General features: G+C 43.2%; 7 protein-coding genes. 3 read left to right on the plus strand and 4 right to left on the minus strand.

Annotated features, from left to right (window positions below):
* Positions 1-93: 93 nt before the first annotated feature.
* A complete protein-coding gene (locus tag J4N23_RS04000; protein WP_207425707.1) occupies positions 94-4,116 on the minus strand; it encodes an Ig-like domain-containing protein in 4,023 nt (1,340 codons plus the stop codon).
* Between the two features lie 182 nt (positions 4,117-4,298).
* Between J4N23_RS04000 and J4N23_RS21190 the strand changes: the two genes are divergently transcribed.
* A complete protein-coding gene (locus J4N23_RS21190; protein ID WP_207425708.1) occupies positions 4,299-4,619 on the plus strand; it encodes a helix-turn-helix domain-containing protein in 321 nt (106 codons plus the stop codon).
* Positions 4,585-4,803, plus strand: a complete 219-nt coding sequence (locus J4N23_RS04010; protein WP_207425804.1) for a hypothetical protein — start codon at positions 4,585-4,587, stop codon at positions 4,801-4,803. The genes J4N23_RS21190 and J4N23_RS04010 overlap by 35 nt, the downstream gene beginning before the upstream one ends.
* 1 nt (position 4,804) lies before the next feature.
* On the opposite strand, the gene J4N23_RS04015 is transcribed toward J4N23_RS04010, so the two are convergent.
* The gene (locus tag J4N23_RS04015; RefSeq protein ID WP_207425709.1) at positions 4,805-6,046 is read right to left on the minus strand and encodes a site-specific integrase; all 1,242 of its coding nucleotides are present in this window, start codon (positions 6,044-6,046) and stop codon (positions 4,805-4,807) included.
* Positions 6,047-6,364: 318 nt separating this feature from the next.
* Complete coding sequence (locus J4N23_RS04020) at positions 6,365-8,827, minus strand: sugar-binding domain-containing protein (protein WP_207425710.1); 2,463 nt, start codon at positions 8,825-8,827, stop codon at positions 6,365-6,367.
* A 444-nt stretch (positions 8,828-9,271) separates the two neighbouring features.
* Here J4N23_RS04020 and J4N23_RS04025 point away from each other — a divergent pair, with 444 nt between their 5' ends.
* Entirely contained in the window at positions 9,272-10,807 is a 1,536-nt protein-coding gene (locus J4N23_RS04025; RefSeq protein ID WP_207425711.1) for a SulP family inorganic anion transporter, read from the plus strand.
* 78 nt (positions 10,808-10,885) lie between these two features.
* Here the strand turns inward: J4N23_RS04025 and J4N23_RS04030 are convergent, their stop codons facing one another.
* Positions 10,886-12,556, minus strand: a complete 1,671-nt coding sequence (locus tag J4N23_RS04030) for a polysaccharide lyase family 1 protein (protein ID WP_207425798.1) — start codon at positions 12,554-12,556, stop codon at positions 10,886-10,888.
* Positions 12,557-12,561: the final 5 nt, after the last annotated feature.

A 12,561-nucleotide genomic window follows, 5' to 3' on the forward strand; every position in this document is an offset into this window, starting at 1 on the left:
ATCATTTAAAAGCGCTGCAGATTCCACGAAATAACCTTAAAATCGACTGGAATTTTGAACGTAAATGGAATGCTCTCTATCGTTGTAAACATCTTAGATCTGATTAAAACTAGTAACAGTGATATAAACGTCGGCCTTATCTAATGTGAATTCAACTGTTGTCAATGGCAACATAGATTCTGTCTGACCATTTACAGTCACCTCCACTCCTACTGATTCAAAATTCTCAACTACTAGCCTTAGCGTATTATTGTCATCAACTACCTCAATTGGGTACGATCCCGTATGACCATTATATACAAGACGAGAATCGTTATTGGTATTATCAAACAGCTCAATAGTTGGGAAGAGTCCGGAGTTGTTGGTAGTTCTTACCGTAATCTGCTTGTAGGTAATAGAGGATTTAGTCGTTGCTGTAAATGTGGCGCTTGTGTCTCCAATGGTAAGCGTTGTGCTTGTTTCTGTCCCGTAGTTTGACGATGTGAGAAGTCTTACCTTAAAGGTATCGCCATTAACAGCGGTAGTGGATGCAGCCGCGTACGCTCCGCCATTCTTAGAGTATTCTCCACCAACGATGCTTACCGGAACAGCGACATTAACACCCGATACGATAATGGTATTAGATTCTGCAAATGTTGATAGCTCCCTATTGGATACACCCGTAAAGGCAAATGCATTAGGTGTGGTATCATCCGGAACTACTACCGCCTCTGTGGTTACTGAGAAGGTGTCTGAATATCCGGCTACGGATAGCGTTGCGCTTGAGGTAGTGCTTTCTTGATTTGCGCTAGTCAACCTTACAACTACTGTGTCTTCGGGGAATACCTCGCTAGCTTCAACCATAAATGGCCCGCCATTAACAGAATACTCCCCGCCGGTAATAGATATTGGTACGGGTATATTGTTGCTGGTAATTAAGATCGGATTAGATTCGTAGACGGTGTTTAGCTCTGCATTTGAGACGTCGATGAATATAAAGTCATAGATACCATCTTTCCCTAGAGTAACATCAATACACGCTCTCTTAGTAACTGTTTTGCCGTCTTTAGTAAACGAGAAGGTAAAGTTATCTTTACCCGCATATCCCTTATTCGGCGTATAGGTGGCGATACCGGTGTTGGAGTTGTAGGATATGGTTCCGTTAGTTGGGTATTGAAGTATTGTTATTTGGTTAGCTAGTGGATTGTTTTCTTCTAGAGCTACCCAAGAACTCTCCCCGAACACCAACTCATTCACAACACTACCGTTGTCTTCTATTGATAAGATATACTCATTGTAGAAGTTGTCGTATATGCCGATGATTTTCTTCTTCTCCTTATCAGCGTGGTGAAGTACCTTCTTGAAATGTGAACTCATCTTGCCGGAGATCGAGTTAATACCGGCTAGTGTAACCTTCCCCACCTCTCCATTATACGGATCGGCAAAATAAATCCCATCAATACCTACAGCAAATGACTCGACAGCGGTTCCAATACACAAATTTGTCCCCTCAGCATACCGAACATGATTTAACAACTTGTCAGAAATAGTTATACTGCGCTGGCTGTCCGCTGTCTCTAGAATTGTCGTGTTTACAGGAACATAGCCAATTTTCAAATCTTGAAAGACAAGCAGCGTTGTATCTCTTTGGAAGATTTTCCGGATCACCCCGTAAGTCGCAGATGTTTCTCCCGATTGGTTACCATAGGTACGTTCTGGGTAGAACCGATGTAGAAGATTAATCTTACTAAATGGAACATAGGTGTCAGAGTACACAATGGAGTTGCCTGTCCTTATATCCTCCGGAGTATCGAAATAAGATCTAGGTCGGCCATAGCCGTCATAATTTGATTGGTAGAAGTCGGAGAAGTTAAAATCTTCCACAACGTAAGTATCTAACTTACTCGGGTCAACAGCATTTTCGAGTTGCCGTGTCTTTAGGAAAACATCTCCCTCCTTTATATCTCCCGTTTTTACCGAGTACTCTCCATTAACTATTGGATACCTATCCCCTATTTCGTAAAAGATACTAATCTCGTCACTTCCACTACCAATCGCATCCTCTCGTTGCTTAGGAGTATAGACTTCTAGTAGGATATTCTTATCGGCGAGTGTCGCAATGTCAAAGTCCGGCTTGCGGACAGTCAGTAGGAAATCAACCTTATCACCGTTTTCCGGCTTTAACATCTTAAACCCTACCACCTCCAAATCAATAACTGAGGTATTAAACCATTCCTTCTCACCCTTGTAAACGAAGGTACATCTATCTCCCTCTGTATAATCATAACTGATTATTGAAGAAGAGTGGGCCTCTGTAAAATTCCGCAATGAGTTGATTCTGAACTCTACGTAGTCTGGGCTCTTATTTTCCGTATTGACAATTCCATTTACATACAGCGTTTTTTGGTGTGTTCGATTCTTTGATATTAGGATTTGGTAGGACTCTGCCCCTTCCGGAGCTTTCCCGTTTAGCTCCCATTTAATTGCAGGGGCATTTCCAGCTAACTTCGCCATTGGTAGCGTACTCACTGTGGAGCGCGCGTCTGTATAAATAGGGAAAGACCTTCCCCATCTATCGTAGCAAGCAACGGCTAGCTGATAATATGAATTCGACTTCAGGGCGGCCTTTGATACAGAAACACCATCGCCTGCATTCGCTAAGTCGATCACGATATTGCCCAAGTGCTTCGTCTGATCGGGATTTGGGTCTTCGTTCTTCCGTGGTGTCGAGAATTTCAAAATCACTTTGTCGCCAACCTGCTGTACTGCTGCATTTGGGATTTTGGTAGCTAGACTTTGAATGGCTTTAAGTGTATTCCCATCTTCCGATGCTATAACTGTGTGTTCGTGATAGTAGAGCGGCACATTATCAAGGTTGTGAATATTAATCCGGATGTAGTCCCCCTGCTTGGCTATCCCAGACCACGTAATTTCTACCCGATAATATCTTTGCTTCACCGTGCTTTCCGCACGCTCCCAAGGAGTTCCGTAGGATAATGCAGTTGATTGGTTCGCTGGACGAGCTATTAAATGAGGATCATAGAACGACGGTGAGAATTTGACATCGATATCCGGCCTCAAATACCCGTGACGATTATTACCCAATGCAAGAATTTTCCCGTTTAGTATCTCCAATGTAGCTGACTCTCTTGGAACGGCATCATACGCAAGATCAGTTTCCAGGGGATCTATATTTGAGTAAAGTCCGTCATTGAAGAACACAAAGGAGTAAGTATTCTGGCTAGGATCATACGCCTCGTATACCTGTTCAGCTATATCTAAGTTCGCAGGGAGAGAAAGTATATGAGTACGTTCAACCTCTCTTACAAGAAACCAATCGTAGTTACCTTCCCTTGCGGCGATTTTTACGGTTTTCACACGAATATCACCAATATTGACGCGAACAATATGACAGTTATTCTTAGTAGCATTTGTTCCAATCGCAGGTGTTGATTCTTCTTCTGGTAAGGGACGGTTTGAGATCGGAGACCAAGCACTAGGTTCTTCATCTAAATAAGTAAATTGAGTACGGTATTGCAGCAGTTTTCCTCTAAATAAATTAGAAGGACGGGTTGGATCATTGGCATAGATAGCTTGGGGAGGGTATATGGGCGGCTTTCTAATTACTAGAAAATCATCTTTTGTCATCATCCCCAAAGACCCACTTTTTAGCCTTTCTAGGTTGAGGCAACAAGGTTCCTTACGTCCATTAAGAAAAAATAGAAACTTGCCGTCTACGAGTTTAATATCGTTAACGTAGGTGTCTGAAGTTAGCGGGAAGATATCTTTACCGCCGGAGTCATTTCTATTGGTAAATAGAATAGTTTGCTCGTTGGTGTCGGAATCAAACTCTGTAATTGTATGACGGCCCGATGAGTTGAATCTGAAGATGTAGGCTTTACGCTCTGCTTCAAATTTCTCACAGCCAACCGTCTTATTAATACCCGATGGCAACGTAAGTGAGATTGGGTCGGTAGAGTTTATATTGGTTAGGTAGCCCGTTTCTCCTTCGCCTGTACCTGTGTTTCTTAGATTAAATGCTTCTCGGTAATCAGTAGAGGATATAAATTCCGGAGCAGAATCCAAATCCATCCCACCACCTCCAAAGTCTCGCGTATCTCTTATAATGTTGCTCATTTCTTGCTAATTTCCCTTTCGGTAGACCTTAAAATTAAGGAAAAAGAGCACGTGTATTTTGGCCCAAAACCTTAGCTATATCTCCCAATAGCGGCCCGATAGTGTAGGTTTTCAACAGTCGCTGGTAGTAATTTCTGAAGTCTGTATATTTAGATATAAACTCTTTGTAAAGTTGACGAAATATGATAGACGAGGGAATTCTTAAGAAACTAAGCAACATAGAACAGTTGCTTAAAGAACAAAATCTTTTACAGAAAAATATTCTAAGCTTAGACGAAGCTGCTATTTACATGAACCTTTCGAGTTCGGCACTTTACAAATTGACTAGCGCGTCAAAGATTACCTATTCGAAACCAACGGGTAAGTGCATATATTTTAAAAGGGAGGATATTGACAGGTTCTTAGCGGGGAATACATACGTTTCCAATTCAGATATCGAAACTCAGATAGCGAGCTTCAAAATTGGTAATGTCTCAAAAAGTAACAAGAATTATGGCGGGTGAAATTGAAAAAAGCAACACGTTTATTGTCGATAAAAATTTGGACGCGCTACTAAATACCATTAATATTCATAAGCCTATATCCCCAGAGTTGATGAATAAAATGGCGGTAAAATATGGTATTCCCGTCGTCATCTTGCAGGCAATACTACTTGAACAATCCGGCTATCTAAGAACTTCTAATTAATCTACCCTGTTTTCTCGAAATCCAACAGCATCTTTTGATAAGTCTCCTTTACTGAGTTCTCAAAGCTTCCGAGATAGCTATCTGTAGTCTTTTCATTTTGATGCCCTAGTGATTCAGATATAAACGCAGTGGGCGCTCCTGCTCTCTTGAGGGTCGTTGCAAATGAATGGCGAGCTGCGTAGGTGGTCAATTTAATATCAATTCCTAACTCCTCCCCGATGCGCTTCATATACTTATTTAAGGTCTTATTGGCTTGCTGAATCTTCTTAAATTGTCTAATAGTTGAATCCTCGGTAGTAATAATCCCAAAAACATAGGTTTCCGGACCAGCTGCCTCGACTCCCCACTTATTTATGATTTTTTTAATTTGAGGGAGAAGCATAACTACAATCGGCTTTAGATCTTGCTTAGTAGATCTTTCTGTCTTTGAGCGAATGAACGTAAGGCTTGTCTTCGTTACATTCTTGTACTTCAGCTTACAAACATCTTTGATATTAGCTCCATTACACAAGTAACAAAACATCCAAAGATCCCTCCACCTTTCTTCCGCCTCAGTCACCGGTACATAATCTACGATTTGCTTGATCTCTGTGAGCGTTAATGATTTTTTCACTTTACGACCCGCGGGTATTTGATATTTCCGCTTCCCAAAGGGATAAAGATCACGTGGTAGTAAACCACGTTCGATTGCGATGTTTAGGATCGTTCTAAGGCTCCGGAGGTAGATGCCTGCACTTGTCATCGAGTTGCCGTTGCCAACAAACCATTTCTCATATTCAGCTAACCATTGTGGTGTAATGTCCTCAAAGTTCAACTTCTTCCTCCTCTGGTCATTAAGAAAGTTCCGGATGGAATTAGAGGAAGTGCTATAGATCGCTGCGTTTCCGTGTCGATTTTCCAAAGAGAGGGACTTTATATAGTCGTCAAAAAGACTGAATACATCCTCTCCTCTGCGATCCTCTTGAGAGAATTTCTTTTCGAAAGATTGGAAGGTAAATAGTGGAAGTTCTTTAATAGCGTCAACTGCTTTCTTCTCAATTCCGTTGAAATAGACTTGGTGCTCCTTATATACTCCTCTCGCATTTTTTAGCTGGATCTTTTCCCAATCTTCTTCGGTTAGCGAAATATTTAAGGGGTAGTATTTCTGCTGCCGCTGGTGGGTTATTCGAAGTTTAACGGAATATGTACCGTCCTTTTTCTGAACTCTCTTATCAAGTATAATAGCTGTTGTGGCTCTGATCATGCTCTATTTTAATACATACAATTTACATACAATTCGGGAGAAATCTGCTAAAAACATTTCAACACTAGCAAGAAAAGATGTCTTCTTATATGATTTAGCAAACATCAGCAAATGTATGGCTAGCAAAGGAAAGGATAGCCGTATGACTCTTAATCAGTGGGTCGAGAGTTCGAGCCTCTCCCAGGTCACTAAGTAAAACAGCCTTCATGCAATCATGAAGGCTGTTTTTTACACTCTCTTACGCTTGAAACTCCCGTTTCGGTGAATTTTACATAACCAACAAGAGAAAGTTTATTGATACCCCTCATTTTGTTGATTTCAATTCACGCTGATTTTTAAACTACTAGAGTTTAGCCGTTTTGATTTAACTTTTAAGGATACACTTCCTTTTTGATACCCGGATTTGAGTATAACCATCGCCCTGCCATTAAATAATTTTGGTTGCAAGGAATTGAAACTTTCCATGTCATTTGGCGCGGCGTTACCAGAAGCAACAATCTGACCTGCCTTTCCGGTTAATGAGATGTTAACTTTTCTACCTGAGTCCATAACAACATTACCATTCTGATCTACTAGTTCAATCAGCACATAAGAAAGTGACTGTCCATTTGCCGGCAGACTTCTGCGGTCGGCAGATAATCTCAATATTCTTTTCGCTCCTGGTGTAGCCAGTAAAATGGAATCACCTGCTACACCATTAATATATTCAACTGCTTTAAGCGTTCCAGGTTGATAAGGAATGGTGAAGGTAGTTTTATAAATGCTGTCTGTTTTCTGTTCTGCTAAAAACTTACCATTAAGGAACAGCCTGATATTTGGCGCTCTGGAATATACATTTACAAAGACTTTCTTACCGATCTGCTTCGGGAAATCCCATGCCAGGGTTTCCTCCGGCCAGCCCCAGAAGCTAACTTTTCTAATCTTTCCCGGTTGGGGCGGCAATTCTACTGCCATCGTAATGTTTCGCTGTTTCCAAACTACATCCCGGTAGTAGGACTGAGGCTTTTTTATACCCAGCAGATCAATGTCTCCACACCAGGCGTTGTACCATGGCCAACCCTGAAAAAAGTGTAGGTTTTCCTCTGGATCGACTTCAATGGAGCTGCCCAAACCGGATTCACCCAGATAGTCCATTGCTGTCCAGGTAAAATCTCCTATCACATAAGGTAATTTTTCTACTTTATTCCAATTAGCTGCAGCTTCGGTGGCTACACTTTCAGTACCTACCATGATCCGGTCGGGAAATCTAGCGTGATCACGCTCATATAAAGACCACATGTAATTGTAACCAGCTACATCAAGGGAACGAAAGGCGTTGTCGATCGGAACTCTGTTTTTGCGTTCTTTATCCCACTGGTTGTTTACCCCAGCAGTGATCGCCCTCGTTGTATCGTATTTCCGCACTTCTTTTCTCAAATAGGCTGCGATTTCCATACCTCTGTCAGTAAGCCTTTCGTATATTTCATTACCAATGCTCCACATAATGACAGACGGTTTATTGCGATCCCTCAGCACCAGCGATCTGATGTCTCTCGCACTCCATTCTTTAAAATACTGATGGTAGTCGTCAGGGTTTTTCTTTTTTTCCCATTGATCAAAAGCTTCATTTATTACAAACATCCCCAAACGATCACAGGCTTGCATAAAGCTTTCTGACATAGGATTATGTGATCGCACAGCTATGAATCCATTGGCCTTCAAAAGTTCAATCTTTCTTTCTTCAGCGCGGTCATATGCTGCTGCACCAAGCAGGCCATTGTCGTGGTGAATGCATCCCCCTTTCAAATCCAGAGACTGACCATTGATCTGAAACCCCTTGTCAACGGAATAGGCAATTGTACGAATGCCAAAAGGTAAGGAAACAATATCCTGCACGCCGTTTTTATTGGTCAATGTCAACTTTAAGGTATAAAGGGACGGAGTTGTAACATTCCATAGTTTGGGATTTGTTACCATAAAATTAAAAGCCAGAGCTGCAGTATCATTTGCTGCGTCAGGAACAGGCCTGTGTTCCTTAGCAACAACTTCTCCTCCGGGGCCGATGAGCACAGCATCAATTTCCAGATCTCTATCAGACCTGGATTGGATCACCGTTGTGCTTATGTTCAGCCTAGCTTTGTCTTTAAGTATGGAGGTAGTCTGAACAGAACTAAGCCAGTCATCTATATACGAGTGACCGGTCCTGATCAGATAAACGTGCCTGTAAATGCCCGATCCGGCATACCACCTGGAGTTTTTTCCTTTATTAACTACTTTTATTGCAATTACATTTTTTTTCCCGGGCGCGTTACAATAGGGCGTAATGTCAAAGCGGAAGGTGCTGTAACCATACATGTTCTCCCATGCCTTTTTTCCGTTTATCCATATTTCCGATTGATTGTATATACCTTCAAAATACAATTCATGTCTTTTCCCGGCGTCAGCTGAACCTATCGTAAATGTTTTTCGATACCATCCTTCCCCTCCCAGTGTCTGGCCGGTTGCAGCACCGCCCGGGCTATCCTTGCTGAAAGGACCTACCGTTTTACCAGGAACCTGATTTTGAATCGGCTCAATGCTCCAGTCGTGAGGAAGGTCCAGCGATCGCCAGTTACTATCATCAAATTCAACCAGTTTTGCCTGCTCTGCAACACCCAGATAAAATTTCCAGCCGCTGTCAAAAAGTTGTTTCCTGTCATCTGCATGCGAGAATGCTGGAAATGCCAGCATCATGATGAAAAAATAGAGCTTAAAAATAAATGACGTGTGAACTGAATGTTCGCAGGGCAGAGATCTAAACATAAAATTTTGTATAACTGTAAAACAAAAGTACGACTTAGCTATTAAGATTTCGGTATCAGAACCGTTACTATAGGTCAGAGCTGAGGTCATTAAAAGGGATATCCAAAGGCCGGATTGTTTGTAAATAGCACTAGTGTTTCGGTTCCCTGCACTTCCTCCGCCCGTAGTCGTTCAAGAATCGTTATTTTTGAGACTTTTTTTTGTTTTTAGATCAACGGAGCTCCTGTATCTGATAGACTCCTTTTCCTCTGAAGGCTATTCCCAGTAAAGACCATACAATTTTACCGTAAGCAGTATTTTCTTACCTTTGCTCCCAATGAAGCTTACTATTTACAATAGTCCGGTTACACCACCGTGAATATTAGCTCTCTCTTCGTTCGCTCTTTAGCATTCTACCGCTGAGGACCCTCCTGTATTTCTATTTTTAACTTTAACAATTAAGGGATGAAACCTTATTTACGTCTGTTCGACTTTTCACAGAAAGTCGATTACAAAACTGAAATTTTAGCGGGTTTAACCGTAGCTATGACTATGATGCCCGAATCACTATCCTTTGCAATTCTCGCAGGATTGCCTCCGCTCGTTGGCCTCTATGCTGCTTTTATTATGGGTCTTATCACCTCCATCTTCGGTGGCAGGCCGGGGTTAATTTCTGGTGGAGCCGGAGCTACGGTCGTGGTGTTGATTGCTCTTATGCAATCGCATGGAATAGAATATGTATTTGCAACCGTGGTGTTGGCGGGCCTGATACAGATTGTGGTGGGACTGTTTAAACTAGGCAAGTTTATTCGCCTGGTACCCCAGCCTGTTATGTTCGGTTTTGTCAACGGACTTGCCGTCATCATTTTTATGGCGCAACTGGAGCAGTTTAAGACGGTAGCCAACGGACAAAGCACCTGGATGACCGGTGAACCCTTGCTGATTATGGCGGGCCTGGTGGCACTTACTATCGCCTTAGTCGTCTTTTTTCCTCGTATCACCAAAGCTATACCTCCTTCTCTGGGAGCAATTATCGTAGTATTCCTGCTTGTCATTGGTTTCAATATTGACACCCGTACCGTTAGAGATATTGCCTCTGTTAGTGGTGGTTTTCCTCCTTTCCATATCCCGGAAGTGCCCTTTACGCTTGATACCCTGGAGATCATTTTCCCTTATGCTTTAGTGATGGCAGGCGTTGCGCTAACTGAAGGGCTGCTAACACTTAACCTGGTTGACGAGATAACGGCAACAAGAGGAAACGGCAACCGTGAATGTCTGGCCCAGGGAGGCGCGAATATCTTAAATGGCTTTTTCTTTGGTATGGGAGGCTGCCCCATGATCGCTCAAACGCTTGTAAATCTTTCGGCCGGAGCAAGAGCGCGACTATCGGGAATTGTGGCAGCGCTTACAATCCTGCTGATTATATTTTTTGGAGCTCCCATTATTGAGCGCGTGCCTATGGCCGCTCTTACGGGGGTAATGATCATGGTAGCTATAGGCACCTTCGAATGGTTAAGCTTTAAAATAATTAATAAGATGCCCAAACAGGACGTATTTGTAGGTATCCTGGTTGCTGTCATTACTATCTGGCTTCACAACCTGGCTTTGGCAGTATTAATTGGAGTCATTATCTCGGCCTTGGTATTCGCATGGGACAGCGCTACGCGGATCCGCGCAAGAAAACATGTCGACGCTAATGGCGTCAAGCATTATGAAATATACGGGCCCTTGTTCTTTGGATCTGTTGCCACCTTCACCGAAAAGTTTGACGTATTGAATGATCCCGAGGAAGTAATCATCGATTTTAAAGACAGCCGCGTGGCAGATATGTCGGGAATCGAAGCACTAAACAAACTGACTGAGAGATATCATAAGGCAGGAAAAAAGCTACACCTGAGACATCTTAGTGAAGACTGCAGGTTACTGCTGAAGAATGCTGAAGCAGTAATTGATGTCAATATCCTTGAGGACCCGATCTACCACGTCGCTGCCGATAAATAAATAAGCTAGGTTCTTATAAAAAAAAAAACAGCTTACAGGAACTGTATTCCTGTAAGCTGTTAATCTACAATAACAGATTTATTTGGTGTTGTTTAGCGGTGTTACTGCTGCTATTGATACTACGCTGTTCAGGTAATCCTCAATATTCGTGTACCCATCGTTGTTTTTATCCTTGCTGGCGTCAGACGCGTCGCGAGGGTTCAAGCCATTTTTCGTTTCCCATTCGTCCGGCATACCGTCGTTGTCTGAATCTTTATAGGGTTGCCCTTTATACTCCGGATAACCACCTACCTGACTAATATCGGTAATGATTCCTTTTTTGTAAGAGTCAATCGGCAGTCTGCGATGCTCGAATTGGGTAGCGGGAAGTTTTACATTCTTTAAAGGGTTGATGTTGCCGGTTCTTACCTGCTCGATTACCCGCGTATCCACCGGATCCCTTTTTGGAAGCGTCGCACCTGTATTTGCCAGCACATACTCATAAGCTTGCTGAGCTGGAAGAACGGTAATCTTAGCCATCGGGAAAGGCTTGTCGACTTTCATCTTACCGAAGTAGCTCTTCGCTTCTGCAAAAGTCATCAACTCCCCGTTTTTACCTTCGATCTGAACACCACCATTCCAGTTGTCGCCGGTAACAGCAGCATTGCCTTCTACAATATTCCCGTTTACGAACGCTCTTCCGAAGGTTACGTAAGGAAGTTTACTCCTGCCCGATTCCGGCTTCAACAAGCGATAGCTGATCGGTTGCGAAAGTGGAGTAAGCGGTCCTGGCTTGAAATAGTTGTTAAAGATATTATAGTTCGACCGGTAGTCGCCGCCATCAATGGAACGGTGTACCCAGTTAAATACTACGTTATTGGCAAAGTTGAATACATCCGCCCATCCAATAGAAGGATTACGAGCTGCATTATTGGCCCATAGGTTCCGCATATACGTAGCATTTTCACCACCGATGGTACTACCGAAAGCGTGGTTCCAGGTATCCAGCGCTTCCGAGAAGATCGAGTTCTGGATGGTGATGTTGACGGTTCCAAGTTTTGCCTCCTTGGTGCCTGTACTATCATTATACATGTGGCGGTACATCGACATATTCTCGTCCAGGCCCCAGCTTGCAGATACGTGGTCGATCATAATGTTCCCGATAGGATTTCCTCCGATTGCATCATCCCGGCGTCCCACATTGGTTTCACCCCTTCTAAAACGCATAAAGCGGATCACCACGTCGTGCGTATTGATCCATACCGATTCTCCGGCTACGCAAACGCCATCGCCTGGCGCTGTCTGTCCGGCAATGGTAATATACGGTGCACGGATAATCAGCGGACTTTTTAAACGAATAATACCAGCCACATTGAATACAACGGTACGCGCACCACCCTTTTCACAGGCTTCTCTCAGCGTACCCGGACCGCTGTCCGCAAGGCTTGTTACCACATATACTTTTCCTCCGCGACCGCCAAAGGAGTAGGCGCCACCGCCCTCTGCACCCGGGAAAGCCGGGATAGAAGCCTGAGGCAGATCGATAGGCCTCGAAGCCCATGGAATATAAGGTTTTCCCTGCAGGGCTTCCTGCTCGATAATGGGCAATGCCTTCTGCCAGGCAATTTCCGATTGGCGGCGGGCTTCATCCATCATGGCATGACTTGCCCGACCGATTGCTTCCGGAACCTTTGGGTATTGAGCCGAAGCTGTATTGGTAATTCCAGCTACAGCCGCCAATAAAAGGAATCCTTTCTTGTACTTGTTCATCTTTA

Source organism: Pedobacter sp. SYSU D00535 (assembly GCF_017355855.1).
GTDB lineage: Bacteria > Bacteroidota > Bacteroidia > Sphingobacteriales > Sphingobacteriaceae > Desertivirga.

What these genes read in the sequence shown, in the direction of transcription:
- J4N23_RS04000 (WP_207425707.1), bottom strand. Translation starts at nt 4,116, where the DNA reads ATGAGCAACATTATAAGAGATACGCGAGACTTTGGAGGTGGTGGGATG.
- J4N23_RS21190 (WP_207425708.1), top strand. Translation starts at nt 4,299, where the DNA reads ATGATAGACGAGGGAATTCTTAAGAAACTAAGCAACATAGAACAGTTG.
- J4N23_RS04010 (WP_207425804.1), top strand. Translation starts at nt 4,585, where the DNA reads ATGTCTCAAAAAGTAACAAGAATTATGGCGGGTGAAATTGAAAAAAGC.
- J4N23_RS04015 (WP_207425709.1), bottom strand. Translation starts at nt 6,046, where the DNA reads ATGATCAGAGCCACAACAGCTATTATACTTGATAAGAGAGTTCAGAAA.
- J4N23_RS04020 (WP_207425710.1), bottom strand. Translation starts at nt 8,827, where the DNA reads ATGTTTAGATCTCTGCCCTGCGAACATTCAGTTCACACGTCATTTATT.
- J4N23_RS04025 (WP_207425711.1), top strand. Translation starts at nt 9,272, where the DNA reads ATGAAACCTTATTTACGTCTGTTCGACTTTTCACAGAAAGTCGATTAC.
- J4N23_RS04030 (WP_207425798.1), bottom strand. Translation starts at nt 12,556, where the DNA reads ATGAACAAGTACAAGAAAGGATTCCTTTTATTGGCGGCTGTAGCTGGA.